This is a genomic window from Enterobacter sp. BNK-16 (genome assembly GCF_048684955.1).
Lineage (GTDB): Bacteria > Pseudomonadota > Gammaproteobacteria > Enterobacterales > Enterobacteriaceae > Enterobacter > Enterobacter bugandensis.
The window spans coordinates 3,180,076-3,206,399 of record NZ_JBLQTQ010000001.1 but is presented as its reverse complement, the minus strand read 5'-3'; the positions used below and the strand labels follow the sequence as shown (position 1 = coordinate 3,206,399).

Sequence of the window (26,324 nt, the reverse complement as noted above, 5' to 3'; positions counted from 1 at the left end):
AGGAGTGAATATGCATTTTCAGCACCTGACTTACTGGCAGGATAAAGCAAAAAACAGCGCCATTGAGACCCGGTTATTTATTAACGGTGCCTATTGTGACGCCGCCGATAATGCCACGTTTGAAACCGTCAATCCCGCTACCCAACAGACGCTGGCGAACGTGGCCCGGGGCAAGCAGGCTGACGTGGACCTTGCGGTTCAGGCCGCACGTGAGGTATTTGAGCGCGGCGACTGGTCACAGGCGTCTCCGGCGCAGCGCAAGGCCGTGCTGAATAAGCTCGCCGATTTGATGGAGCGCCACGGCGAAGAGCTGGCCTTACTGGAAACGCTGGACACCGGTAAACCCATCCGCCACAGCCTGCGCGACGATATTCCCGGCGCGGCTCGCGCCATTCGCTGGTACGCCGAAGCGGCGGATAAAGTCTACGGCGAAGTGGCGCCTACGGGTCCGGGCGAGCTGGCGATGATCGTGCGCGAGCCGATCGGGGTTGTCGCGGCCATCGTCCCCTGGAACTTCCCGCTGCTGCTGGCCTGCTGGAAGCTGGGCCCGGCGCTGATCGCGGGCAATAGCGTGGTATTAAAACCGTCGGAGAAATCACCGCTCACCGCCCTGCGCCTGGCCGGACTGGCGAAAGAGGCGGGCCTGCCGGACGGCGTGCTGAATGTGATAAGCGGTTACGGCCACGAAGCGGGCCAGGCGCTGGCACTGCACCCGGAGGTCGAAGTGCTGACGTTTACCGGCTCTACCCGTACCGGCAAGCAGCTGTTGAAGGACGCGGGAGAAAGCAACATGAAGCGCGTCTGGCTGGAGGCAGGCGGCAAGAGCGCCAACATTATCTTTGCCGACTGTCCGGACCTGGACAAGGCCGTGAGCGCGACCGCCGCCGGGATTTTTTACAACCAGGGGCAAGTCTGTATCGCCGGTACCCGCCTGCTGCTCGAAGACAGCATCGCCGATGACTTCCTGGCAAGGCTGAAAGCGCAGGCCCGTCACTGGCAGCCGGGCGATCCGCTCGACCCTGACAGCACGATGGGCATGCTCATCGACGCTGCGCACGCCGATACCGTCCACACGTTTATTCGCGAGGGAGCCCGGAAAGGTACGCTGCTGCTGGACGGGCGGGAACAATCATGGCCTTCCGCAGTCGGTCCCACCATTTTTGTCGACATCGACCCTGCCTCCCCGCTGTGCCGGGAAGAGATTTTCGGGCCGGTGCTGGTTGTCACCCGTTTTAAAACCGAAGAGGGAGCCTTGACGCTGGCCAACGACAGTGAATATGGGCTTGGCGCGGCGGTATGGACCCGCGATCTCTCCCGGGCGCACCGCATGAGCCGCCGCCTGAAAGCCGGCTCGGTCTTCGTCAATAACTACAACGACGGTGATATGACCGTCCCCTTTGGCGGCTATAAGCAGAGCGGCAACGGTCGCGATAAGTCCCTGCACGCGCTGGAAAAATTTACCGAACTGAAAACCATCTGGATTGCCCTGGAGCCTCAATCATGACCGAACATACCACCAGCTACTACGCGGCCAGCGCGAATGCTTATGAACCTTTCCCGACGCTTAACGAGTCGATCAGCTGTGACGTGTGCGTGGTGGGCGGCGGCTATACCGGCCTCTCCTCCACGCTGCATCTCGCCGAAATGGGCTACGACGTGGTGCTCCTTGAAGGGGCGCGCATCGGCTTCGGCGCCAGCGGACGCAACGGCGGCCAGCTGGTTAACTCCTACAGCCGCGATATCGACGTGATCGAGAAAAACTACGGTCCCGATGCCGCCAGAATGCTCGGGAGCATGATGTTTGAAGGCGGGGAAATTATTCGGGAGCGTATCCAGCGCTATCAGATCCAGTGCGACTATCGTCCCGGCGGGCTGTTTGTGGCGCTAAACCATAAGCAGCTGGAGACGCTGGAGGAGCAAAAGGCCAACTGGGAACGCTACGGCAACACCCAGTTGGAGCTGCTGGACGCCAGCGCCATCCGCCGGGAAGTCGACAGCGACCGCTATACCGGCGCGCTGCTGGACCGCAGCGGGGGGCACATTCATCCGCTGAACCTGGCGATCGGCGAAGCGGACGCCATTCGCCTGAACGGTGGGCGTGTATATGAACAGTCTCCGGTGACCGCCATTCAGCACACCAGCCCGGCAGTAGTAAGCACGCAGCATGGCCAGGTCACGGCCCGCTACGTGATCGTCGCCGGGAATGCCTATCTGGGCGATAAGATAGAACCGGAGCTGGCAAAACGCAGCATGCCCTGCGGCACCCAGGTGGTGACCACCGCTCCGCTGCCGGAAGAGGTCGCCCGCACGCTGATCCCCAATAACTACTGCGTGGAAGATTGCAATTATCTGCTGGATTACTACCGCCTCACCGCAGACAACCGCCTGCTGTACGGCGGTGGCGTCGTCTATGGCGCGCGCGATCCGGACGATGTCGAACGCCTGGTGATGCCAAAGCTGCTGAAAACCTTCCCTCAGCTGGCAGGCGTCAAAATCGACTACCGCTGGACGGGCAATTTCCTGCTGACCCTGTCCCGTATGCCGCAGTTTGGTCGTCTGGATAAAAACATCTATTACATGCAGGGCTACAGCGGCCACGGCGTGACCTGCACCCACCTGGCCGGACGGCTGATTTCGGAACTGTTGCGCGGTGACGCTGAGCGCTTTGATGCGTTTGCTAACCTCCCGCACTACCCCTTCCCGGGCGGTCGCAGCCTGCGGATTCCATTCACGGCGATGGGCGCGGCGTACTACAGCCTGCGCGATCGTCTTGGCGTATGATCGTTTCGACAAAAGGGTATCTGACATGAGTAACCAGGAATTTCATCAGCGCAGACTTTCTGCCACCCCGCGCGGCGTAGGCGTAATGTGTAATTTCTTTGCCCGCACGGCGGAGAATGCCACCCTCACCGACGTGGAAGGCAACGACTATATTGATTTCGCCGCCGGGATCGCGGTGCTGAATACCGGCCATCGTCATCCTGAACTGGTGGCCGCAGTGGAAAAACAGCTTCACCAGTTCACCCACACGGCCTACCAGATTGTGCCGTATGAAAGCTATGTTTCATTAGCCGAGAAACTTAACGAGCTGGCCCCGCTCCAGAGCCCGGCCAAAACGGCGTTCTTCACCACGGGCGCAGAAGCGGTGGAAAACGCCATTAAAATCGCCCGGGCCCACACCGGCAGACCGGGCGTGATTGCCTTCGGCGGAGGCTTCCACGGCCGAACCTATATGACCATGGCCTTAACCGGCAAGGTCGCGCCTTATAAGCTGGGATTTGGCCCCTTCCCGGGGTCGGTTTATCACGTGCCGTATCCCTCAGAGCTGCACGGCATCACGACGCAGGATGCCATCACGGCGATAGAACGCCTGTTCAAAGCGGATATTGAGGCGAAACAGGTGGCGGCGATTATTTTTGAACCCATTCAGGGTGAAGGCGGATTCAACGTCGCCCCGCCAGAGCTGGTGGCCGCCATCCGCCGAATCTGTGATGAGCACGGGATCGTGATGATTGCCGACGAAGTGCAGAGCGGCTTCGCCCGTACGGGTAAACTGTTTGCCATGGAACACTACGTGGACAAGCCCGACCTGATGACGATGGCGAAAAGCCTGGCAGGCGGAATGCCGCTGTCTGGCGTGGTGGGTCGCGCCGAAATCATGGACGCGCCGGCGCCCGGCGGTCTGGGGGGGACCTATGCAGGCAACCCGCTTGCGGTGGCCGCCGCGCACGCGGTGCTGAATATTATCGACAACGAGTCACTGTGCGCCCGCGCCTGCCATCTGGGGGATCGACTGAAAGCCACGCTGGAGGAGATTCAGGGCACCTTCCCTGCGCTCGTGGCGATAAGGGGAAGAGGATCGATGATTGCGGCGGAGTTTTTTGATCCCGAGAGCCGTGAGCCTTCGGCCGCCATCGCGCAGGCGATCCAGCAAAAGGCGCTCGCCCAGGGCCTGCTGTTATTGATCTGCGGCCAGTACGGCAACGTGATCCGCTTCCTTTATCCGCTGACCATTCCGGATGCTCAGTTCAACCAGGCGCTGGCGATCCTGCAACAGGTTATGCGCGATAAGTCCTGAGTGCCCACCGAAAACCGTCACCCGGAATGCCGGGGACGGTTTCAACGGAGGAGATCGGCACAGATTTCCTCCATGTGGGAAATGTTGGGGAATTTGGTCTGTTTCATTGTATGCTCCCTGAAACACATCCCCGGCATGAGGAAATAAGAATTGCAAAAAACATCAGCCTATCAGTCACTTGTGAAAACCTTCCAGCGCCTCTCACGCTTCTCGCACCTCTCCTCCATCGCCAGCTGGGACATGTTCACCATGATGCCGCCCGGCGGCAGCGCCGCGCGCGGTGAAGCGCTGGCAGAGATGAGCGTCCTGCAACATCAGATCCTGACCGATAAAAAAGTCGGCGACCTGTTAGCAGCGGCGGCAGGTGAAGATCTGAATGACGTCGAACAGGCCAACCTGCGCGAAATGACGCGACAGTATCAGCAGGCTACCCTGCTACCGGAATCGCTGGTGGAAGCCAAAACTCTCGCGGGCAGCAGATGCGAGCACGCCTGGCGTATGCAGCGTCCCGCGAACGACTGGCAGGGCTTTTCCGCCAACCTGAAAGAAGTGGTGAAACTCAGCCGTGAAGAAGCCCGCCTGCGCGCAGAAGCCAAAGGCTGTACGCCATACGACGCGCTGCTGGATATTTTTGAACCGGACATGACCAGCGCGCGCCTGGACGTGCTGTTTGGTGATATGAAAAACTGGCTGCCGGACCTGCTGGCAAGCGCGGTGGAGAAACAGGCTCAGCGGTCGTTCGTTCCGCCGCAGGGCCCCTTCCCGACGGCAACCCAGCGCGAACTGGGTCTGGAAGCCATGAAGATGCTCGGCTTCGATTTTAACGGCGGTCGCCTCGACGTAAGTGCGCACCCGTTCTGCGGCGGCGTGCCGGAAGACGTGCGCATTACCACGCGCTATGATGAGGACGAGCTGCTCAGCGCGCTGTTTGGCGTGATCCACGAAACTGGACACGCGCGCTACGAACAAAACCTGCCGCGCGCGTGGGCAGGCCAGCCTATTGCCCTGGCCCGCTCAACCGCGATCCACGAATCCCAGAGCCTGTTCTTTGAGATGCAGCTGGGACGCAACGAAGCCTTCCTTAAGCACCTCCTCCCTGCCGTTCACGCCCGCTTTGGCAGTCAGGCGGCGTTTAGCGAAGAGAACTTTATCGCCTGGAACCAGCGCGTGAAGCCAGGCTATATCCGCGTCGATGCCGACGAAGTGAGCTACCCGGCACACGTGGTGCTGCGCTATGAGATTGAGCGCGCGCTGATCAACGGCGAGATCGAGGTGGACGATATCCCCGCCCTGTGGGATGAGAAAATGCAGGCCTGGCTCGGATTATCCACCAAAGATAACTACCGCAACGGCTGCATGCAGGATATCCACTGGACCGACGGCGGTTTTGGCTACTTCCCATCCTATACGCTGGGGGCCATGTATGCCGCGCAGCTGTTCCATGCGGCCAAAACGGCGCTTCCGGGACTGCAGGCCTCCATCGCTGAGGGCGATTTTTCCGCCCTCTTTGAGTGGCTGCGTCAGAACATCTGGCAGCACGGTAGCCGCTTTAGCACGTCGCAGTTAATTACCCAGGCGACGGGTGAAGATCTGAATATCCGCTACTTCCGCGAACACCTGACCTCACGCTACCTGTAATGATAAGGCCGGGGTTCTTCCCCGGCCTTGTACATATGGTTACACGCCGATACCAATCACTCACGGAAACCCCGAATTTATAGGGATATAGTTATTTCAACGGCCCCGCAGTGGGGTTAAATGAAAAACCAAATTCGAGGGTATGAACATGAAAAAAGTATTAGCTCTGGTTGTTGCCGCTGCTATGGGTCTGTCTTCTGCTGCGTTTGCTGCTGAAACCACTGCTGCACCAGCTGCTGCGGCGCCTGCTGCAACGACCACCGCGGCGCCAGCAAAAACCGTACATCACAAGAAACACCACAAAGCCGCTAAACCGGCTGCAGAGCAAAAAGCGCAGGCAGCTAAAAAGCACCACAAAAAAGCCGCTAAACCAGCCGTAGAGCAGAAGGCTCAGGCTGCGAAAAAGCACCACAAGAAAGCCGCTAAACCAGCCGTAGAGCAGAAAGCCCAGGCTGCGAAAAAGCATCACAAAAAAGCAGTAAAACACGAAGCTGCTAAACCAGCTGCACAGCCAGCTGCGTAAGCGTACAAGCTTAACCGTGCCCTGCGGGGCACGTTGGTAAACCGGCGCTGAACCGGAAAAGGTTCTGCGCCGTTTTTTTTATCCGGAGGGCGTATGCTGCGACGCTATCGGTTTGAGCTGATTCTTATCCTGCTTATTTTATGCGCGCTCATCGCAAGCCGCTTTTATCTTTCCTGACTGTAGCACGCTGATTTTACTCCCACTTTAGCGCCGTCCCGTCTATAGTATTTTCATAGGGTTCACTTTTAATAATCATAATTACCCCCACCAGAGTGTGATATGCGTAAATCTGTTGTGTTGTTGCTGGGAACGTTTGGCCTTTTTTCTGGATTTTCACAGGCGGATGATGGCGGTGATAACGCCATTAGCGCGAAAGAGCTAAAGACGCTTTTTTTCGGTCATGACGATCGTACTCGCGTCACCGATCCTACCCAGGCTCCCTGGGACGCTATAGGCCAACTGGAAACCGCCAGCGGCAACCTGTGTACCGCGACGTTAATCACCCCGCAATTAGCGCTGACGGCGGGCCACTGCCTGTTGACGCCACCCAACGGTAAGCCAGACAAAGCGGTTGTCTTACGATTTGTGTCGCAAAAAGGGATTTGGCGCTATGAAATCCACGGCATTGAAGGCCGGGTTGATGCTTCTCTTGGGAAGCGTCTTAAACCGGATGGAGACGGCTGGATTGTGCCGCCCGCGGCAGCCTCATGGGATTTTGGCCTGATTATTTTGCGCTACCCGCCTTCGGGCATTACGCCGCTGCCGTTATTTGACGGCGATAAAGCGGCGCTCACCGCCGCGCTGAAAGCTGCCGACCGCAAGGTAACGCAGTCAGGCTACCCGGTCGATCATCTGGATGCGCTTTACACCCACACGGACTGTATCGTGACGGGCTGGGCGCAGACCAGCGTGCTTTCCCATCAGTGCGATACGTTGCCGGGCGACAGCGGTTCACCGCTGATGCTGAAAACCGATAACGGCTGGCAGTTGATTGGGGTTCAAAGCTCCGCCCCGGCGGCGAAAGACCGCTGGCGAGCCGATAACCGGGCCTTATCCGTCACCGGTTTTCGCGATAAGCTGGAAGCGCTGGCTAAAGAGTAAGCCAGCGCGGCTGTCTGTGAATCAGGGTTACCAATTGATCAGGCGAGTTTTATCATGATCATGCCCGCCAGCAGCAAGATCAGCCCTATCCAGCCTTTATTATTTAAACGCTGCCCGAAAAGCACCCACCCTGCGGCCAGGGTGGCGGCGATACCAAAACCGCCCCACAGCGCATAGGCCACGGACAGATCGATACCTTTGACCGCCTGTGACAGGGCGCTGAACGCCCCCAGCACTGCGGCAATCGACATCAGGCCATAAACCTTACGGCGAAAACCGTCAGAGAATTTCAGCAGAACGTTCGCCAGAATTTCCAGCACGATGGCGAAGCCCAGCCAGGCCGCATGAACCCATTCAAACTGTTGCATGGTTCTGCTCCTTCTGCTGTTTTGTCGGTTTACGGGTACCTGATTTAATCAGCACGATACCCGCGACCAGCGTCGTTAACCCGGCGACCTTCATTGTTGTTAATGTTTCGTCGAATATCAGAACGCTGAACAGGGTAATCAATAAAATACCGATCCCTTCCCACAGCGCATAGGCCACACCCAGCGCAATTTTCTTCACCGCAAATGAGAGGAAAATATAGGAAAGGGATATCATCACCAGCATTAAAATAAAACCGGTATTGCCCTCGCTGACGCTTGCCCATTTCATTGACAGCGTGCCGGTAATTTCAGCGAGGATAGCCAGGGCTAATAAGATCCAGTAAAACATGTTTTTCTCCTGCTTGAGAATATAATCCATCGTGGCCCGCCGCATGCAGCAAACCAAAAAAATATGAAATTAAATCAGACAGCTAAGCGCGTAGCGCCAGCTCAGGCAGAAGAGGTGACTATAGTGCGGTGCGCCAGTGTTGCTCACCAGCAATCAGGCAGAAGGAGGTAGAAAATAGAGCAGCGTTGTTTGAAGAATAGGTCCTGAACAAATTGTCCATAAAATTACAATTATCCGCGTTGTTGCTTCTCGTCTTTGCGGATGAAAATTGTCCTCGGTAGTTGAACACGCCAAATTTGTACCATAACTGAAGATTTTACTCAAAGTCTTTTCAATTCTTTACCCATCCCGTTTGATTTTGGTTAGTTTATTGCAGGGCGTTTACCCTCTATTATAAATAAAAAGCGTTTTTTGGAGTCACCATGGCTAAACCCATTATTACCCTCAACGGGTTAAAAATTGTCATCATGCTGGGCATGCTGGTGATCATACTCACGGGCGTTCGTTTTGCCGCCGACATCATTGTGCCCTTTATTCTGGCCCTGTTTGTTGCGGTGATCCTTAACCCACTGGTCCGGCGCATGACGCGGCTGCGCATCCCGCGCGTGCTGGCAATTACCCTGCTAATTAGCGTCATTATTTTCGCCATGGTGTTACTGGTTGCGTATCTGGGTACCTCGTTGAACGAACTGGCGCGAACGCTGCCGAAATACCGTTCCTCGCTGGCGATACCGCTGCTGCAGCTTGAGCCCTGGCTTCAGCGCGCGGGAATAGAAGTTTCGGTTGAGGAGCTTCTTAAATATATCGACCCTAATGCGGCCATGACCATCGTCACAGGCCTGCTGACGCAGCTTTCCAATGCCATGACCTCCATTTTCCTGCTGTTTTTAACGGTGGTGTTCATGCTGCTGGAGGTGCCACAGCTACCCGCAAAGTTACAGCAAATCATGGTTCGTCCGGTTGAAGGAATGGGCGCTATTCAGCGCGCGCTGGACAGCGTTTCACGCTATCTGGTACTGAAAACCGTCATCAGCCTGGTCACCGGGGTGGTGGTCTGGGGAATGCTGGTGGCGCTGGACGTCCGCTTTGCGTTCGTCTGGGGGTTACTGGCATTTGCGCTCAATTACATTCCTAACATCGGCTCCGTGCTGGCGGCAATCCCCCCTATTCTTCAGGTGCTGGTGTTCAGTGGATTTTATGATGCGCTGATTCTGCTGGCCGGCTATCTGGCGATTAACCTGGTATTCGGGAATATTCTTGAACCACGAATGATGGGGCGTGGGCTGGGGCTTTCGACGCTGGTCGTCTTTTTGTCCCTGATTTTCTGGGGCTGGCTGCTCGGTCCCGTAGGCATGCTGCTCTCCGTTCCGCTGACCATCATCGTGAAGATTGGTCTGGAACAGACGGCGGGCGGGCAAAGCATCGCCGTGCTGCTGAGCGATATGAGCCATCAATAGCCGTCATTCCGCCATCGACATGAGGGGCTTGCTTGCCCTTCCTCCTTCACGGTATGCCCTGAGCGCCCTCTGCCAGTCCGTCAGAGGGTACACCGTTCCGGGGCTGTATTCACTGGCGCGCATCCGGGGCCAGATTTGATCGAACTCCGCGCGCCACGCCTCTGCGCTGAGCCCATCCAGATAGTTACGAATATGGAACCACGCCACGCGCGGCAGGGGCCGTTGCTGGCGGAAGGTCTGCCCGGAGAGCAGCCCGTAGCAGACAAATATGCCCTGCTCCGGCAGCACGCTCAGGATCGCTTCCGCCAGCGCCCCGCCGGTTGCATCGTAAACGACGTCGGCACGCGCGGCAACGGAGAGAATCCGCTGCATGTCATGCTGTGCGACAGGAACGATCCCCATCGCCGCCAGCCGTTCAGCGTGAGCGGGCGAACGATGAATACCGTACACCGCCTCTGCCCCCGCCAGACGCGCCCACTGCCCGAGCAGAATGGCGCAATCCGAACCGGCGGCCGTGAGCAGCACCCGCTTTCCCCGCGGTGGATAGTGGCTCAACATCATCTGCGCCGCCAGCGGGTTGATATAGGCCCGCGCGGCCAGGCGTGAATCGACATCATCCGGCACGGGTATCGCATACTCTGCCGGGCAATCCGCATAGCGCTGCCAGGTGCCCTGCCCGCGCAGCGGCAGAACGCGTTTACCCTGCAGATATGCAAAAGACGCGGGCGCCTGAATGACAACGCCGACGCCTTCATACCCCGCGACGGCGGGCAGCGGGGTTCTGTGGCGGTAAGCGCCGGTAATGGGAATGAGATCGGACGCGTTCACCGGCGCATACAGCATTTGCACGCGGAGGTATCCCGGCGCAAGCGCGCCCGGCGGCGCGGTTTCAGGTTGCAGAACAGATTCTGGCTCGCCAAAACGGCGATACCAGAGGGCCAGATTTTCCATTACGATCTCAAGGCTGATAGCGGAACTACTCGCGCCAGCCCATTGCCGGTGCGACATGTTTGAGAATAGACTCAATCACGTGCGCATTATAATCCACGCCCAGCTGGTTCGGTACGGTCAGTAAGAGCGTATCCGCCTCGGCAATCGCCTCGTCCTTTTTCAGCTGTTCAACCAGCTTGTCCGGCTCCGCGGCATAGCTGCGCCCGAAGATGGCGCGCGTTTTCTCATCAAGATACCCTACGCTATCGCTGTCGTTGCGGCTGGCACCGAAGTACATACGGTCACGATCGTCCATCAGGGCAAAAATACTGCGGCTGACCGAGACGCGCGGCTCGCGCGCATGCCCTGCCTCTTTCCAGGCCTGACGATAGGCGCGGATCTGTTTTGCCTGCTGAATATGGAACGGTTCGCCGGTTTCGTCGTCTTTCAGGGTTGAGCTTTGCAGGTTCATGCCGAGCTTAGCGGCCCATACCGCCGTCGCATTTGAACCGGCGCCCCACCAGATGCGCTCCCGCAGCCCTTCAGAATACGGTTCCAGGCGCAGCAGCCCAGGCGGATTGGGGAACATAGGCTGTGGATTCGGCTTTGCAAACCCTTCGCCGCGCAGCACCTCAAGCAGCACCTCGGTATGACGGCGCGCCATGTCCGCTTCGTTTTCCCCTTCCTGCGGGACATAGCCGAAATGACGCCAGCCATCAATGACCTGCTCCGGGGAGCCGCGGCTGATGCCAAGCTGCAAACGGCCGCCGGAGATCAGATCTGCCGCGCCCGCATCCTCGGCCATATACATCGGGTTTTCATAGCGCATATCAATCACGCCCGTACCGATTTCAATGGTTTTCGTTTTCGCGCCTATTGCCGCCAGCAGAGGGAACGGCGAGCTAAGCTGACGGGCGAAGTGGTGCACGCGGAAATAGGCGCCGTCCGCCCCCAGCTCTTCAGCGGCCACGGCCAGGTCGATGGACTGCAGCAGCGTGTCTGCCGCCGAGCGCGTGCCGGACTGCGGAGAAGGCGTCCAGTGACCAAACGATAAAAACCCGATCTTTTTCATAACCCTGTGTCCTGATAATGCGTTGCGTTCTGTCCACTTTACGCATTACCCGGTAAGAATAAATGCCGTTTATTTAACGGAAAGCATCAAATAAATTGACGGAATAGCGGGGTTCGTCATTCCGCTCCATAATGGATATAATATTCCCCACTTTTTTCATGGCAGGTAAAACCGGCAATGGCTCTGATCCCTAAAAACTACGCGCGACTGGAAAGCGGCTATCGCGAGAAAGCATTAAAAATCTATCCCTGGGTCTGCGGACGCTGCTCGCGGGAGTTCGTCTATTCCAACCTGCGTGAATTGACGGTTCACCATATCGATCATGACCATACTAACAACCCGGAAGATGGCAGCAACTGGGAGCTGTTGTGCCTGTTTTGCCACGATCACGAGCATTCGAAATACACCGAAGCGGATCAGTACGGCACCACCGTGGTCGCCGGTGAAGACGCGCAAAAAGACGTGGGTGTCGCCACGTTTAACCCGTTTGCCGATTTAAAAGCGATGATGGATAAGAAGAAATAATCTTCTCGTCCGCTCGTGCTCCGCGATTTTAAAATGTCCAGGTGATAGCGGCGGTTGCAGCCCCCTCATTGCGCCGCATCACTATTGGGCTTTCATTCGCATGGTCGCCAAGCCAGGTATAGTCCGCGCTCAGGACCGTTCCCCAGTGAGCATCGAACTGATGGCTCCAGGTCAGGCTGGTGTCGACGCCATAAAATCCCCCCGGCGCTGAATAGCGGCGATAGCCGGTGCGGCGGCTCTGCTGCTCGCTGACCCCATACCAGGTATTCAGATAACGGCTGTCGCCAAACAGAGTCGCAGACTGAAGGGCGATCGTGTCCTCGCTGTTTTGTAGGGGAATCAACGTAACGGACGCCTGATAACTTACGCCCTGGCTGTCCGTTAACGGTAGCGTCGCCTTACCCTCAACGCTTAGCCAGGACGCAGCCTGCCAGCCGGCGGCCAGGCCGGTATTCAGGGTGGCATCAATGTCCCCCATCCCTTTCAGATTGTTTGCGCCCTCACGCCAGCCAGAATTTTTCTCTGCCCTCCCGAGGTCGTAACCCAGCGTATGTTCCAGGTACCAACCGCTGTCGTTTTGCAGGTCATATCCCACTCCTTTTTGTGCATCAATAAAGAAAGCACCCTTGCGCCCCTGCAGCACAGGAACCACCTGCCACACCTGCTTGTCTGAGCCTGAATAACGGGGGGCATAGTGACCGCCCAGCCCGACGGTTAAAGAGCCGGAAGCGGCGTCATCATCCGCCTGCACACCTGAGGCAACGGCCATCAGAAGCGGAACGGTCATATACAGGCCTTTTTTTATCGCTATCATACTGTTCTCCACGCAGACGCTGGCGTCTGCTGATTCAGGGTCTGCCACACAATGTTGGCGCAGTATGGTTTGGCTAAATCAATGAATCGTCGGGATAGTGTTAAGAAACGGTCAAGGTGAACGGATGTTGTCCAGAAGAGTGCTGATTATTGAAGATGACGCCGATGCGGCTGGCGTGCTTGAAGCCTATTTACGTCGTGAAAATTACGATGTCACCATTACCGGAGACGGTCTTTCCGGGCTGGATATGGCGCAGCGGTGGAAACCCGACCTCATCCTGCTGGACGTGATGCTGCCCGGGCTTAACGGCACCGAAGTGCTGGCCGGACTGCGTCGTAAAAGCGATGTACCGGTGATCATGGTCACCGCCATGGGCGACACCCCCGATCGCATTGGTGCCCTGCGGTACGGTGCCGATGATTATGTTGTGAAACCCTATCATCCGGGAGAAGTCGTGGCTCGCGTACAGGCGGTGCTGCGACGCAGCAGTAAAAAAGAGACAGACGACGAGATCCTTCGCTGGCAAACGCTGGAGGTGGATGTGGCCGCCATTGTGGCGAGCGTGGATAACGGCGGCGACGCACCCGTGATGCTCGATCTTACGCCAACGGAATTCTCGCTTCTGGCAACGCTGCTGCGCTCTCCCGCTCGCCCCTTTTCCCGTCAGTACCTGCTGGAACACTGTCTGCCGGAAAGCGAGGCGCTGGAGCGCGTGGTGGACACCCATATTTATAACCTGCGTAAAAAACTCGAAGCGGCGGGTATTTCCGGCGTGTTGATTAACGTTCGCGGCGTGGGATACAGGTTCAGACAACCATGATAAAAAACCGGCACTCCTCTCTCTGGCGCTGGATTTGCGCGCGTATCCTGGCACTGGCCATCGGCAGCGTGATCGTCATTGCCACCTGCATGTGGCTACGTTATGCGGTACAGAACTACTGGATAATGGGCAGAATGCCAGCGGCGGTCCGGCAGGAATTCCTGACGCTCAGCCAGAACCCACAGGCCGATCCGGCCCGCTTCCACAGCATTGTGGATACCTGGTGGGGGCTGAGTTATTCCACGCCATCCATCGCCTCTGCGGACTGGGTTACGGTGGCCCTGCTGGTGCTGGTGATGATCCCGTTTATTGTGGTGATGGGGTTAAAACACGCCCGACCGCTGGCGCTGCAGTTCAGCCGTCTTCGCGATGCCGCCAAAGATGTCGCCGACGGGCAGTTTGGCCGTCAGGCTGAACTGGTCAAGGATGCGCCAGCGGAAATGGTCAGCTTTGCAAACGACTTTAACTCCATGACGGGGCAACTCGCCCGCTATGAAAAAGAGCTCCGCGCCTCGCACGTCGCGATGGCGCACGAGCTGCGTTCGCCCCTGACGGCCGCCATTGGTCGTCTGCAGGGCATGTTGGACGGTGTGTTTGATGCCAGCCCGGTGCAGCTGGGAATGGTGATGAAACAGCTTCAGCATCTTAATCGCCTGACCGATGAGCTTCACCTTCTCTCGTTAGCGGACGCGGGAAATCTGGTGCTGGAAGAGCAGGCCTTTTCTCTGGATGAGCTTATTCAGGAGCGGGCGGCCTGGATCATGCCGCAGGCCGAAGCGCATCATTTTACGATTACGCTGCGTAACCCGCGTACGTTCCCGTTCAGAGGCGATGCGTTCCGCATGGGGCAGGTATTTACTATCCTTATGGAAAATGCACTACGCTACGGGCGCGAAGGCGGCCATCTTGAGGTGGCGCTGCACTACGCCAGCGGGCATTACGCCATTGAATTTCACGATGACGGACCGGGCGTATCCCTCCAGTTCTTACCGGACATGTTTAAGCGCTTTAGCCGTGAGGAGCAGTCCCGCGCGCGGCATTCCGGCGGCAGCGGCCTCGGTTTGTCTATCGCCCGGGCGATTTGTCAGGCCCATGGGGGCACGATCGAGGCCTCATTACCGGAAACGGGCGGCCTTGCTGTGCGTATTTTGTTACCCTGGCAGCCGTCCGGTAATGAAAATATCCACTCTTGATAAACCCTTGACAGAACATCGAATCTTTCTCGACGTAGCGCGCATTTAATAACGCCCTCATCTTTATGGAGCGGCGTTATGTCAGACGAATTTGTTCTCTCCCTCCGCCACTGCCTGCACCATCTGTACGGCGTGGCGCGCACTCTTTCCTGGGTAAATTTTCTCCCTCTGGTCCTGCTCGCGCTGGTGATTTTTCCGCTCACCGGCTGCGGTGACAAACAGGAAAATAAGCCTGCCCCAGTGCGTAAGGTGCGCTACGTCGTCGTACGTACAGCCCAAACCCTCCCCGCGCTGGAAAGGACCGGTGAGATCCATGCCCGCGATGAAACGACGCTGAGCTTTCAAACCGGGGGGCGAATACTGACGCGCAGCGTTGATATTGGCGATCGGGTTAATGCCGGACAGCTGCTGGCCACACTTGAAAATACCACCGGACAAAATCAGCTCGACAGCGCAACGGCCGACTATGAAGGGGCCACAGCCTCAGCGCAGGTTGCCGCGCTTAACGTCAGCCGAATGCAAAAGCTCATGCCGACGGGCGCAATAGCCCGCACGCAACTCGACAGCGCCCGCGCGGACTGGCTTGTCGCCCGCGCGCGATTAAAAAGCAGCGAGGCCGCGTGGCGTAACGCCCGCGAAAGCCTTGGCTGGACGCGCCTTATCGCTCCACAAACCGGCACGATCACCGAGGTGAGCGCCTCTGCGGGCCAGGTTGTCAGCGCGGGACAGACGGTGCTTACGCTGGCAACCGGCGAAGCCCGCGACGTAGCGTTTGATATCGCCACGCCCGATGCGATACCGCCGCTGGATAAGGCGGAATTGCGGGTTTCCCTGCTCAGCGACCCGTCGGTACAGGCATCTGCCGTGCTGCGGGATATCACCCCGCAGGCCGATCCTCAGACCCGCACCTGGCGCGTCAGAGCCACCCTGATAAACCCGCCAGCGGCGATAGTGCTGGGTGCCAGCGTCACCGTCACCCTGCCCTCGACTGGCCCGCGAGGTTACGTCATTCCCGCATCGGCTCTGAGCCGAACAGGAGATAGACCGGCGGTGTTTGTGATTAACCCGCATTCGCAGGCGCAGCTGCGTGCGGTGGTGCCTGCCTGCTATACGGCCTCCTCGGTGATTATCGCCTCCGGCCTTGAGCCAGGCGACCGGGTGATTACGGCTGGCGTGAGCAAACTCCGTTCCGGAGAGCCGGTGGTACCCGGGGAGGTTCAGCCATGAACACGAAACCGGAAGCGAAATTTAACCTGTCCGCATGGGCGCTTAACCATCAGCAGATGGTCAGTTTCTTCATGCTGCTGATCGTGGCGATGGGCGTGTTCTGCTATGAAAAACTGCCGCGTAATGAAGATCCGGTTTTTACCATTAAAACGGCGGTCGTCTCCGCGCAGTGGCCGGGCGCGTCCGTAACGGACACCACCCGTCTGCTGACCGATACGCTTGAAAAAAAGCTGCAGGAAACGCCCTGGCTTGATTATCTCGAAAGTGAAACCCGCGCCGGGAGCGTGGTTATCCATGTGAATCTCCGTGACAATACCCCGCCGCAAATGGTGCAGGACATCTGGTATCAGATCCGCAAAAAAATGCAGGACATCGCGCCGTCTTTACCGGAAGGCGTTCAGGGCCCGGCCGTGAACGACGAATTTGACGATACGTTCGGCACGATTTACGGCTTTATTCCCGACGGCTACACCTTACGGGAAGTGCGGGATCGCGTTGAGACAATACGTCGTGAGCTCGCCTCCTTGCCAGATATCGGCAAAACCACCCTGCTGGGCGAACAGCAGGATCAGATGGTTCTCGCTTTTTCTCCGGCCCGTCTGGCGGGTATGGGACTGGATATTCAGGCGGTCGCCGATGCGCTGCGGGCGCAAAACGCTGTTGTCCCGGCTGGCGTTATGCGTACCGGGCAGGAGAACATCGCGATCAAGGTCAGCGGGGCGCTCACGTCCGAAGAGAGTTTACGCGCCGTCACGCTGCACATTAACAATCGCTATATTCCGCTGACCGATATCGCCACCGTCACCCGGGAAGCCGCCGAGCCGCCGGCCCCCACGTACCGGGTAAACGGCAAACCGGCCATCGGGCTGGCGGTGTCAATGGCGCCAACGGGCAACATGCTGCGTTTTGGCGCCGCGCTGAACGACAGAATGACAGTCCTCAGTGCCGGGCTGCCGCACGGTATTGAGATGGTGAAAGTTGCCGATCAGTCGGCGGTGGTCAGTGACGCGGTAAGTGGTTTTGTCCGGGTGCTTATTGAAGCTGTTGTTATCGTGCTGGCGGTTTCATTTGTCTCGCTGGGTTTGCGGGCTGGGCTGGTGGTGGCTGCGGCCATTCCGCTGGTGCTCGCCATGACGTTTGCCGGCATGATGCTCGCCGGCATCGGGCTTCAGCGTATCTCGCTTGGGGCGCTGATCATTGCGCTGGGTCTGCTGGTGGATGACGCCATGATCGCCGTCGAAACGATGGTCTCCCGACTGGAAGCCGGGGATTCCCGTCGGCATGCGGCCACCCATGCATTCAAAACGACGGCCTTCCCGATGCTCACCGGAACCCTGGTGATGATTGCCGGGTTTATTCCCGTTGGTTTTGCGGCTTCCAGCGCCGGTGAATATTGTTTTTCCCTGTTTGCGGTAGTGCTGATTGCCCTGCTCTGCTCCTGGGTTGTCGCGATCCTGTTTTCGCCGCTGACGGGCACGTGGCTGCTGCCGGAGAAGGTCAGACATCGCGCGGCAGGCCCTGGAAGGATCGCGCGCGGGTACGGGCGGCTTTTAGGGCTGGCGCTACGTCACCGGCTCGCCACCGTGCTGATTGCGCTTTCCGCGCTGGGGCTGTCCGTGTACGGCACGACGTTTATGCAGGGTGAGTTCTTCCCCGCGTCGGACCGGCCTGAGCTGCTGGTCAGCCTGACGCTTCCGGCCAACGCGTCGCAGCCCGAAACGTTAAGAGAGGTGGAAAAGCTGGAACACGCGCTGGCCGGCAACAGCAATATCGAGCGCTACTCGACGTACGTCGGGTCAGGAGCCATCCGTTTTTACCTGCCGATGGACGTGCTGCTGGAAAATGAAAACATCGCCCAGATTGTGGTGGTGGCGAAGGATCTTCAGGCGCGGGATCGTCTGCATGGGCAGTTGAACAGGCTGCTGGCGGCGCAGTTTAGCGACATCATCACGCGCGTGTCGCCCCTGGAGCTTGGGCCGCCCGTCGGCTGGCCAATCAAATACCGGGTGAGCGGGCCTGATTACCTGCAGGTCCGGGTGCTTGCGAACCGTCTGGCCGACGCGATTGGCCAATCGCCGCTGTCGCGCGAGGTTAACCAGACGGCCGGAGAGCCGGAGAGGATCATTACTCTGAAGGTGAATCAGACGGCGGCCAGGGCGGCAGGAATATCGTCAGAAGCTCTCGCCCGCACCTTGAATACCCTCTGGTCCGGCAGCGTTGTCACCTCGGTCAGGGATAACGATCGCCTTGTCGACGTGCTGCTGCGGGCCACGGACAATGAACGTCACAGCACCGCCACCCTCTCCTCGCTGACCGTTCAGGGGAATGACGGTAAAAAAATTCCGCTCAGCGCCGTCGCGACGCTGGACTGGAGCGTGGACGATCCGGTCATCTGGCGTCGACAGCGGTTGCCTTTTATTACGGTGCAAACTGACCTCGCGCCGGGGCTGAGGGCCGAAGCGGTATCGGCGGCGCTGCGTCCGGCGATCGACACGCTGCGCGCGGAGCTGCCAGCCGGTTACAGCATAGAAGAAGGCGGCGCGGTTGCCGAATCAGATAAGGGGAACAGCTCCGTTTTTAGCGTTCTTCCGGTGACGCTTGCCATCATGTTGATGCTGCTGATGCTTCAGTTGCGCCGATATTCCCGGATGCTGCTGGCGCTTCTGATGGCCCCGTTTGGTTTACCGGGGATTGTGCTGGCTATGCTGCCCGGCGGCACGCCGATGGGATTTGTCGCGCTGCTGGGCGTCATCGCCCTGGCGGGGATGATCGTGCGTAACGCGGTGATACTGATTAGCGAGGTAGACAGTAATCTTGCTCAGGGGATGGCAAACGATGCCGCGATTGTGGCGGCCGCGGAGCATCGGGCCAGGCCCATCTGTCTGACCGCCTGCGCCGCCATTCTGGGCATGATCCCGATCTCTCATCAGGTATTCTGGGGGCCAATGGCCTATGCGATTATCGGCGGGCTGCTGGTCGCGACGCTGGTAACGCTGACCGTATTACCCGCGTCGTTTAGCCTGCTGTTACAGTGGGGGACTCAGCGCAAAGCCGCAGAAGAAAGGTGAGCTGAGGCTCAATCGTTCCCCGGCAGATTACACAGCCGTCAGCGCAAAACGGTTCCTCAGGATCCGGGGGATCTCATCCTCCGTCAGCTGCTGCGGCTAAACTGCGCAAACGAACCCACGCCTCGCCTGCTGAATGCCATGGAACAGATTGGCGCGCGGTGTCATGAACTGGCGGCTCTTCTCCGGTGGCGGTTTTACACTAAACTTTCCAGCCACTCGGTGAAGGCCCGCACCTTGCGGGAGAGATGGCGGTGTGGATAGAGAAGCGACAAGGTTGTCGATGCGTTAACGGTTGAGTAAGCCCTTAACCCTGATGCTATGGACGCTGCATAGGAGCGGCGTCCGTAAACCGTCTCCGGCTCTTTGTCACACATAGCCGCTTTTCATCTCGCTACCGGCAAATCCGCGTACCGCGTCGTATAGGCCGGTGACAGCATCTCCCGCTTCATCGCCCAGGCTTTCTCAATCCCCTGCCCGGCAAACCATATTTTCCCTTTGCCGGAATGATTTAAGCTGTCGATGGTTTCCATCAGCGCGGCGCTGTTGGCGCTCGGGCGGTTATCGTCAAACAAATTCAGCTGGGCAACGCCGCTGCTGAAAAAGTCTGCCAGCATCACCCCCGCTTTCATATAGCGATATCCGTCAAGCCAGATACGACCCAGCGCCTCCGTGGCGGCACGGATGATATCGCGCGAATCATTGGTGGGCGTCATCAGGGTGACGGAAGCCTGGTTGCCGTAATAAATTTCGTTGTCGGCATGCGGGCTGGTGCGCACAAACACGCTGATAAAGCGGCAATACTGATGCTCGCCACGCAGTTTTTCCGCAGCACGTTCTGCATAGGCGCAAATGGCCTGATGCATCTCCTCGTACTGCGTAATACGGTGTCCAAACGAACGACTACAGATAATTTGCTGCTTCGTGGGAGTAAACTCTTCCAGATCGAGGCAGGGCTCACCTCGAAGCTCGCGCGCCGTGCGCTCCATTACCACGTTAAAATGTTTGCGGATGACCCAGGATGACGCTTCCGCCAGCTCCAGCGCCGTGGTTATCCCCATCGCGTTAAGCTTTTTCGTGATGCGTCGTCCTACGCCCCACACCTCCTCCACCGGAACCTTTGCCAGCAGCTTACGCTGCCGTCCACGATCCGAGAGATCGACCACGCCACCGGTGGCTGACCACCGCTTCGCCGCATAGTTGGCCAGCTTCGCCAGCGTTTTGGTCGGCGCAATCCCAACGCCCACGCTTAAGCCTGTGTTTTTAAAGACCTGCGTACGCATCTGATGACCGAATGCTTCCAGCGAGATGCAGTTGCTGACACCCGAAACGTTCACAAATGCTTCATCGATGGAGTAGATCTCAATGGCCGGCGCGAGATCGGTCAGCGTCTGCATCACCCGGCTGCTGAGATCGGCATACAGCGCATAGTTGGAGCTAAAGACGTAAACCCGCGACGGATACCCCTTCTCTTTGAATTTAAAATAGGGCTCCCCCATTTTTATGCCGAACTGCTTTGCCTCCCGCGACAGCGAAATAATACAGCCGTCGTTATTGGACACCACCACGATGGGCTTACCCACCAGATCGGGGCGAAACACCCTCTCGCAGGAGGCATAGAAGCTATTCACATCAACCAGCGCGAACATGTTTATGCGTTTTGAGCGTATGAGTGACGACACCGAAGATTTGCAGCTCCTCTTCGGACTGAAAGGCGATCGGCTGATAGCGGGCATTACGCGGCAGCAGCCGCAGAACCGGGCGGGTCTGTAGCTCTTTCACCGTAAATTCGCCGCCGACCGACGCCACAACAATGTCCCCGTGCTCGGCATTTAACGAGCGGTCTACCACCAGCAGATCGCCGTCGCTAATCCCTGCGCCGATCATGGAGTCCCCGCTCACTTTGATAAAGTAGGTCGCACTGGGGTGCCTGACCGCCAGCCGGTTAAGATCGAGACGATCCTCCACATAATCCTGCGCAGGGCTTGGAAAACCACAGGCAACACGCTCAAGATATAAAGGTAATTCAATAAGTTGCTTTGGATGATAAGAAAAGAGAGTGTCCATAAATGCCTTTCCCGCCAGATACTGTATATAAACACAGTATTACGGATTACGGCACAGGATCAAGGTCATTTCCGACAAAGACCGCAAACGCGTTGAAGTTTGAGCGGATTTAATTTAGCAATCTCTCTGCTGGCGATCGCAGATGGGCCAACCAAAAGTCATAAAAAAGTCATTAGCCAACACTTTAAAATCACTTTATGTGAAAAAAAATCATAAAATCACTATGCAAACACTATCAATTGACTTCGGTATCAGAATAACGCATATTTTAGGGCACGAATTATCAAGACTTTTGGAGAACGTTTTCTATGCCAGCCCGTGACTATCCCGACAAGCGAGTTGCCCGCGGTTTAGCAAAGGAGGCCGATCTCAGGATGTTGAGCGCCCGCATTGAGCCTGACCTGATGGAATACATCAGAATCACCGCCTTTGAGACGCGAAAAAGCAAGCAGGAAATTGTGGCAGAAGCGTTAGCGCTTCACAGACAGAAAAGTCAATGCGGAGTCTGAGCAGGCAAAGCCTGGAAGTGCCCTTCCGGCTTTGCCCATGCTGTGATTAACCCATCAGCGCATTCAGTTTTTCAAGTGCTTCAGGCGGCAATTGCACCTCTCCCGCCGCGAGGTTTTGCCGCAGATGCGCCACGGATGACGTGCCGGGGATCAGCAGGATGTTCGGCGACCGTTGCAGTAGCCATGCCAGCGCAACCTGCATCGCCGTTGCGCCCAGGGAATCCGCGACGGCCTGCAGGCCGGTGGACTGCAGTGGCGTGAAGCCTCCCAACGGGAAGAACGGCACATACGCAATCCCCTGCTGCGCCAGTAAATCCACCAGCGCATCGTCGCCGCGGTTCACAATGTTGTACATGTTCTGCACGCAGACGACCTGCACCATCTTCCGCGCTTCCGCCACCTGCGTGGCCGTGACGTTGCTCAGGCCAATGTGGCGTACCAGCCCCTGCTGCTGTAATTCTGCGAGGGTGGAAAGCGGTTCAGCAATCGATCCTTCTGCCGGGCCGTGTGCGCTAAACATGATCCGCAGGTTCACCACGTCCAGCACATCCAGCTTCAGGTTGCGCAGGTTGTCATGCACCGCCTGGGTCAGCTCCTGCGCGGAAAAGGCCGGCAGCCAGGCCCCTTTGTCATCGCGACGGGCACCGATCTTGGTGACGAGGGTAAGATCGTCCCGGTAAGGATGAAGCGCCTCGCGGATCAGCTGGTTCGTCACATGCGGGCCGTAAAAATCGCTGGTATCGATATGATTCACACCCGCCGCCACGGCTTCGCGCAGCACGTCCAGCGCGGCCTGTTTATCCTTCGGCGGGCCAAATACGCCCGGCCCGGCAAGCTGCATTGCCCCGTAGCCCAGTCGTTTAACCGTTCGCGTTCCGAGCGCGTACGTCCCGCTTTTATCAATGCTGCTCATGTTAACCTTCCTCATAAAATGATCCGGATTTACAACAGGTTCCTGACCGAAGCCCTAAGTTAAGCGCGAGTTAAATTAAAGTTTAAATTCTATACGACGATAGTATGGGTGTACCTCTGCATCTTTTCTAACGGACGACCGCTATGCTGAAAAATCTGCACGTGATTACCGGAATTATCTTTGCCCTCACCATATTCTGTCTGCTGCAAGTTGTCACGGGAGGGTTGTTCTACTCTGCCGTCAGCAACGATCGCCATAACTTCCAGAACTCCGGCGTGCTGAATGCCCAGCAGGAAAGCCTGAGCGACAGCGTGAACACGCTGGTGAAAACGCGCGTTACCGTCACCCGCGTGGCAATCCGCTACCTGAAGAACCAGCGCGACCCGGCATCCCTTGCCGCGATTAACAAACTGCTCGGCACCGCAGGCGACTCGCTGGCTAAAGCTGAAGCCTATAACAAAGAATGGCAGAAAATGCCGCAGGTTAACGACCAGAATGCGGCGTTAACCGACGAGATGCAGAAGTCATGGAATCAGATGCACGAGGTGATGCGTTTGTCGATTGAGTATCTGCGTGCCGACAACTACCAGGCCTATGGCGATCTGGACGCTCAGCAGGCCCAGGACGACATGGAAGCGGTCTATAACCGCTGGCGCGCCGAGAACAACACGCTGCTGAAGGCGGCAACCGAAGAGAACCAAAGCAGCTTCACGCAGATGCAGTGGACGCTGGCAGCCATTTTCCTGGCCGTTATCGCCGTGCTGGTGGTGATCTGGCAGGGTTTACAGCACCTGCTGTTAAAACCGCTCAACGCCATCATGAACCATATTCGCGCCATTGCGGGAGGCGATCTGACGCAGGATATTACCCTCTCTGGCCGCAATGAGATGGGTCAGCTGGCGGCTGGCCTGCACGAGATGCAGCAGTCGCTGGTGACGACCGTCAGCGCCGTACGCGGCAGCACCGACTCCATCTACACCGGCGCGGGTGAAATTGCCGCAGGGAGCAACGATCTCTCCGCCCGCACCGAAGAGCAGGCCTCCTCGCTCGAAGAGACAGCCGCCAGCATGGAAGAGCTGACCGCAACGGTTAAACAGAACTCCGATAACGCCCGTCAGGCGACGCTGCTGGCGAAGAATGCCTCTGAAACAGCGGCTCGCGGCGGCCACGTCGTGGATAACGTGGTGCGCACCATGAACGAAATTGCCGACAGTTCGCAGCAAATCGCTCATATTACCGGCGTGATTGACAGCATTGCATTCCAGACCAACATTCTGGCGCTTAACGCCGCGGTGGAAGCCGCACGCGCAGGCGAGCAAGGCCGCGGGTTTGCGGTTGTCGCCGGTGAAGTTCGTACGCTGGCCAGCCGCAGCGCGCAGGCGGCGAAAGAGATCAAAGGGCTTATTGAGAACTCCGTCAGCCGGGTGAACACCGGTTCTGAGCAGGTCAGCGAAGCGGGCGCGACTATGAAGGAGATTGTCGCCGCCGTCACCCGCGTCACCGATATCATGGGCGAGATTTCGTCCGCATCGGATGAGCAGAGCCGCGGAATTGAGCAGGTGAGCCTGGCCGTGTCGCAGATGGACAGCGTGACGCAGCAAAACGCCGCGCTGGTGCAGCAGTCCGCCACGGCGGCAGCGGCGCTGGAAGATCAGTCCGAACAGCTGCGTCAGGCCGTGGCCGCGTTTCGTCTGAACGGTAAAGCAAACGCCACCGCCCCACGCCCGGCCAACGTTAAAACGCCGCAGCTGCTGCGTCCGGCAACGGCTAATGCCACCCCCGACAGTAACTGGGAAACCTTCTAAGCCTCAGGCGGGCGAAGATATCGCCCGCTAACGGCTGCGCTTGGCGTGCCGTTCCCAGTTCTCCTGCTTCGCGTCGTCGGATTTTCGCAGGGAAACATAGCAAGCCCCGCTGCCGCCGTGATGCGGCAGCGCCACGCAGAACGCCTGCACTTCCTCGAACTCGGTTAACCAGCGTGCCAGATAGCTACGCACCACATTAGGATGCGAATTTTGCTCGCGCCCTTTCCCGTGGATGATGATGAGGTTACGTAATCCGTCACGACTGGCCTGGCGAATAAAGGAATACAGCATCTGGCGGCAGCGTTCAGCGGGCTGACGCAACAGATTTAAGCTGGCCTGTCGGGAGTATTTACCCGAACGCAGCTTATCAATAACGCCCTGCTGGACGCCTTCGCGCTGGAACGCCAGCGGCTCGTCAAGTGGCAATAGCTCAAGGAAACCCAGGGTCAGAAAGTTGTCGAGCTGTTCGGTATCGATGTCCTGGCGAGCCCGGGTATTACGGCTTTGCTGCCAGTGGATATCGGTGCAGCGTTTCAGGGGCTGGACATCCTCCATGGCGTCAAGAAAAAGGGATTTGTCGTCAGGGTTCATGGAAATCCTCCGGCTACATCTGGGCTTGTACTATACCTGCGCCAGACAGGTGTCTCAATAACCCTTAGAAGATGAGGCACGAGATAAATATTAACCCGATGAATATATATAGTCATTATAAAATGCACTTAAACCTGACTTAACTAAAACCCCATCAACGGTAAAATAGGTGATTTGCGTTAAATTTTCGTAAAATCAGTCATTCACCTTCCTGTCATTTTTCGGGAAAGGTGTTATAACTAAATTTACCTGCCTCATGGATATAATACCCAGGACTTGCGAAAGGACGCACTGCTGTGTGTACTATAGGGTCTGTCTGATGTCGGGCAGACTCTGTTTTTTTATTATGCGACATTCACCCTGAAACTATTTTTCTCGCTTCCCTTCTGAATTGCGTAATTAATGATTCGGCAAGCGGAGTTTGACGAGAATCCCGGCGCTGAATTAAATAATATGCGGCTTTTGGAAGCGACTCGGCAACCGGCAGAATGACCAGACGGTGCGCCAGCAGCGGGTCACAGCCTAACTCCTGCGGAAGGATACTTAAAAAATCACTTTGCGCAACAAGGCTAATGCAGGAAGAAAAGGTTTCGCACACTACGCCAATCCGCGGTATTTGCGAGCGGTGGCTAAATAGATCTTCTAATTGCTTATAATAACTTCCCCGCGGCGTTGGCATTGTCCAGTTATAATGCAGCAGATCGTTAATGGATGTTGCCCCTGTCGCCGGATGCCCTTCCCGGCAAAATACCGCAAACGGTTTTTCGAAGAGTTTTTCAAACGTAAACTCATGGTCGTAAGGCCCCTGATAATAGGTGTTGATGGTGAAGTCCAGTTCGCCCTGGCGTAATTCATTGATCATCGACACCAGCTGCCCTTCCATAATTCGCACTTTAACCTGCGGGTGCTGGGCGTGAAAACGGGTGATGACGGCGGGCATGAGGCTGCGTGACACGCTGGCCCCCATCCCGATATTGATCTGCCCGGCCAGATCCCCCTGCCGCTGGCGAATGTCATCCTGCGCCGCACGCAGCTCTTCCAGAATCAGCCTGGCGCGCTGGTAAAACCCTTCCCCGCACTCGGTCAGCGCAACGCCTTTACTCCGGCGAACAAAAAGCTGCGCCGCCATGCCCTCCTCCAGCTCTTTGATGGATTTGGTCAGCGCCGGCTGCGAGAGATTCAGCGTCCGGCTGGCACCGCGAATGCTGCCCTGACGCGCCACTTCAACAAACGCCCGGATTTGATGGAATTTAATCTGAAATGACATAGCCCAACCGAT

Annotated in this window: 25 protein-coding genes; 14 read left to right on the top strand and 11 right to left on the bottom strand. The window is 57.5% G+C overall.

Annotated elements, in window-relative coordinates; translation table 11 throughout:
- The first annotated feature begins 10 nt into the window (after window positions 1–10).
- The 7 genes from puuC to ACMGGH_RS15395 all read left to right on the top strand — a co-directional run bounded on the left by puuC (window position 11) and on the right by ACMGGH_RS15395 (window position 7,340).
- The gene (gene puuC / locus ACMGGH_RS15425) at window positions 11–1,504 is read left to right on the top strand and encodes an aldehyde dehydrogenase PuuC (RefSeq protein WP_232948179.1); all 1,494 of its coding nucleotides are present in this window, start codon (window positions 11–13) and stop codon (window positions 1,502–1,504) included.
- Window positions 1,501–2,781 (top strand): NAD(P)/FAD-dependent oxidoreductase, encoded by a 1,281-nt coding sequence (locus tag ACMGGH_RS15420; protein WP_232948178.1) that lies wholly within the window; start codon window positions 1,501–1,503, stop codon window positions 2,779–2,781. Before puuC ends, ACMGGH_RS15420 begins: the two co-directional genes overlap by 4 nt.
- 25 nt (window positions 2,782–2,806) lie before the next feature.
- Window positions 2,807–4,078 (top strand): 4-aminobutyrate transaminase, encoded by a 1,272-nt coding sequence (puuE, locus tag ACMGGH_RS15415; protein ID WP_232948177.1) that lies wholly within the window; start codon window positions 2,807–2,809, stop codon window positions 4,076–4,078.
- A 150-nt stretch (window positions 4,079–4,228) separates the two neighbouring features.
- Entirely contained in the window at window positions 4,229–5,716 is a 1,488-nt protein-coding gene (locus ACMGGH_RS15410) for a carboxypeptidase M32 (RefSeq protein ID WP_232948176.1), read from the top strand.
- A 148-nt stretch (window positions 5,717–5,864) separates the two neighbouring features.
- Window positions 5,865–6,239 carry an acid resistance repetitive basic protein Asr gene (gene asr / locus ACMGGH_RS15405; protein WP_032642591.1) on the top strand — a complete coding sequence of 125 codons (375 nt, stop codon included), beginning with the start codon at window positions 5,865–5,867 and terminating at the stop codon, window positions 6,237–6,239.
- 93 nt (window positions 6,240–6,332) lie between these two features.
- Window positions 6,333–6,416 carry a hypothetical protein gene (locus ACMGGH_RS15400; protein WP_023617729.1) on the top strand — a complete coding sequence of 28 codons (84 nt, stop codon included), beginning with the start codon at window positions 6,333–6,335 and terminating at the stop codon, window positions 6,414–6,416.
- Between the two features lie 102 nt (window positions 6,417–6,518).
- Window positions 6,519–7,340, top strand: coding sequence for a trypsin-like serine peptidase (locus tag ACMGGH_RS15395; protein ID WP_028012967.1), 822 nt, complete (start codon window positions 6,519–6,521; stop codon window positions 7,338–7,340).
- A 38-nt stretch (window positions 7,341–7,378) separates the two neighbouring features.
- Here ACMGGH_RS15395 and mdtI read toward each other — a convergent pair whose 3' ends face one another.
- The 3 genes from mdtI to ACMGGH_RS15380 all read right to left on the bottom strand — a co-directional run bounded on the left by mdtI (window position 7,379) and on the right by ACMGGH_RS15380 (window position 8,346).
- On the bottom strand, window positions 7,379–7,708 hold the full coding sequence (mdtI, locus tag ACMGGH_RS15390; RefSeq protein ID WP_028012966.1) for a multidrug/spermidine efflux SMR transporter subunit MdtI: 330 nt from the start codon (window positions 7,706–7,708) through the stop codon (window positions 7,379–7,381).
- Window positions 7,695–8,057 carry a multidrug/spermidine efflux SMR transporter subunit MdtJ gene (mdtJ, locus tag ACMGGH_RS15385; protein ID WP_028012965.1) on the bottom strand — a complete coding sequence of 121 codons (363 nt, stop codon included), beginning with the start codon at window positions 8,055–8,057 and terminating at the stop codon, window positions 7,695–7,697. Before mdtJ ends, mdtI begins: the two co-directional genes overlap by 14 nt.
- Window positions 8,058–8,175: 118 nt before the next feature.
- Window positions 8,176–8,346, bottom strand: coding sequence for a hypothetical protein (locus tag ACMGGH_RS15380; RefSeq protein ID WP_088205359.1), 171 nt, complete (start codon window positions 8,344–8,346; stop codon window positions 8,176–8,178).
- A 133-nt stretch (window positions 8,347–8,479) separates the two neighbouring features.
- Here ACMGGH_RS15380 and ACMGGH_RS15375 point away from each other — a divergent pair, with 133 nt between their 5' ends.
- Window positions 8,480–9,514 carry an AI-2E family transporter gene (locus ACMGGH_RS15375; RefSeq protein ID WP_041910260.1) on the top strand — a complete coding sequence of 345 codons (1,035 nt, stop codon included), beginning with the start codon at window positions 8,480–8,482 and terminating at the stop codon, window positions 9,512–9,514.
- 3 nt (window positions 9,515–9,517) lie between these two features.
- On the opposite strand, the gene ACMGGH_RS15370 is transcribed toward ACMGGH_RS15375, so the two are convergent.
- Together ACMGGH_RS15370 and ACMGGH_RS15365 are read right to left on the bottom strand one after the other, a co-directional pair.
- Window positions 9,518–10,465: a zinc-dependent alcohol dehydrogenase family protein gene (locus tag ACMGGH_RS15370; protein ID WP_232948175.1), complete on the bottom strand. Its 948-nt coding sequence runs from the start codon at window positions 10,463–10,465 to the stop codon at window positions 9,518–9,520.
- A gap of 25 nt (window positions 10,466–10,490) precedes the next feature.
- Window positions 10,491–11,516 carry an LLM class flavin-dependent oxidoreductase gene (locus ACMGGH_RS15365; RefSeq protein WP_063438444.1) on the bottom strand — a complete coding sequence of 342 codons (1,026 nt, stop codon included), beginning with the start codon at window positions 11,514–11,516 and terminating at the stop codon, window positions 10,491–10,493.
- A gap of 177 nt (window positions 11,517–11,693) precedes the next feature.
- Here ACMGGH_RS15365 and yajD point away from each other — a divergent pair, with 177 nt between their 5' ends.
- Window positions 11,694–12,041 (top strand): HNH nuclease YajD, encoded by a 348-nt coding sequence (gene yajD / locus ACMGGH_RS15360; RefSeq protein ID WP_003857471.1) that lies wholly within the window; start codon window positions 11,694–11,696, stop codon window positions 12,039–12,041.
- Between the two features lie 28 nt (window positions 12,042–12,069).
- Here yajD and ACMGGH_RS15355 read toward each other — a convergent pair whose 3' ends face one another.
- A complete protein-coding gene (locus ACMGGH_RS15355; protein WP_232948174.1) occupies window positions 12,070–12,855 on the bottom strand; it encodes a MipA/OmpV family protein in 786 nt (261 codons plus the stop codon).
- 124 nt (window positions 12,856–12,979) lie between these two features.
- Between ACMGGH_RS15355 and ACMGGH_RS15350 the strand changes: the two genes are divergently transcribed.
- From ACMGGH_RS15350 to ACMGGH_RS15335, 4 genes are all read left to right on the top strand, one after another.
- Complete coding sequence (locus ACMGGH_RS15350; protein WP_028012960.1) at window positions 12,980–13,675, top strand: response regulator; 696 nt, start codon at window positions 12,980–12,982, stop codon at window positions 13,673–13,675.
- A complete protein-coding gene (locus ACMGGH_RS15345) occupies window positions 13,672–14,868 on the top strand; it encodes a sensor histidine kinase (RefSeq protein ID WP_045261461.1) in 1,197 nt (398 codons plus the stop codon). The genes ACMGGH_RS15350 and ACMGGH_RS15345 overlap by 4 nt, the downstream gene beginning before the upstream one ends.
- Window positions 14,869–14,946: 78 nt before the next feature.
- Entirely contained in the window at window positions 14,947–16,095 is a 1,149-nt protein-coding gene (locus ACMGGH_RS15340; protein ID WP_232948173.1) for an efflux RND transporter periplasmic adaptor subunit, read from the top strand.
- The gene (locus ACMGGH_RS15335; protein ID WP_232948172.1) at window positions 16,092–19,163 is read left to right on the top strand and encodes an efflux RND transporter permease subunit; all 3,072 of its coding nucleotides are present in this window, start codon (window positions 16,092–16,094) and stop codon (window positions 19,161–19,163) included. Before ACMGGH_RS15340 ends, ACMGGH_RS15335 begins: the two co-directional genes overlap by 4 nt.
- A 383-nt stretch (window positions 19,164–19,546) precedes the next feature.
- On the opposite strand, the gene umuC is transcribed toward ACMGGH_RS15335, so the two are convergent.
- The 3 genes from umuC to ACMGGH_RS15320 form a co-directional block, all read right to left on the bottom strand.
- Window positions 19,547–20,809: a translesion error-prone DNA polymerase V subunit UmuC gene (umuC, locus tag ACMGGH_RS15330; protein WP_045630206.1), complete on the bottom strand. Its 1,263-nt coding sequence runs from the start codon at window positions 20,807–20,809 to the stop codon at window positions 19,547–19,549.
- Window positions 20,793–21,227, bottom strand: a complete 435-nt coding sequence (gene umuD / locus ACMGGH_RS15325; protein WP_028012955.1) for a translesion error-prone DNA polymerase V autoproteolytic subunit — start codon at window positions 21,225–21,227, stop codon at window positions 20,793–20,795. Before umuD ends, umuC begins: the two co-directional genes overlap by 17 nt.
- A gap of 555 nt (window positions 21,228–21,782) precedes the next feature.
- The gene (locus ACMGGH_RS15320; protein ID WP_028012953.1) at window positions 21,783–22,649 is read right to left on the bottom strand and encodes an aldo/keto reductase family oxidoreductase; all 867 of its coding nucleotides are present in this window, start codon (window positions 22,647–22,649) and stop codon (window positions 21,783–21,785) included.
- A 143-nt stretch (window positions 22,650–22,792) separates the two neighbouring features.
- On the opposite strand from ACMGGH_RS15320, the gene tcp reads away from it, so the two are divergent.
- Entirely contained in the window at window positions 22,793–24,454 is a 1,662-nt protein-coding gene (tcp, locus tag ACMGGH_RS15315) for a methyl-accepting chemotaxis citrate transducer (RefSeq protein WP_232948171.1), read from the top strand.
- Window positions 24,455–24,481: 27 nt separating this feature from the next.
- Here tcp and smrA read toward each other — a convergent pair whose 3' ends face one another.
- Together smrA and ACMGGH_RS15305 are read right to left on the bottom strand one after the other, a co-directional pair.
- Entirely contained in the window at window positions 24,482–25,045 is a 564-nt protein-coding gene (gene smrA, locus ACMGGH_RS15310) for a DNA endonuclease SmrA (protein WP_045630204.1), read from the bottom strand.
- 355 nt (window positions 25,046–25,400) lie between these two features.
- Window positions 25,401–26,312, bottom strand: a complete 912-nt coding sequence (locus ACMGGH_RS15305) for a LysR family transcriptional regulator (RefSeq protein ID WP_028012950.1) — start codon at window positions 26,310–26,312, stop codon at window positions 25,401–25,403.
- Between the last annotated feature and the right edge of the window lie 12 nt (window positions 26,313–26,324).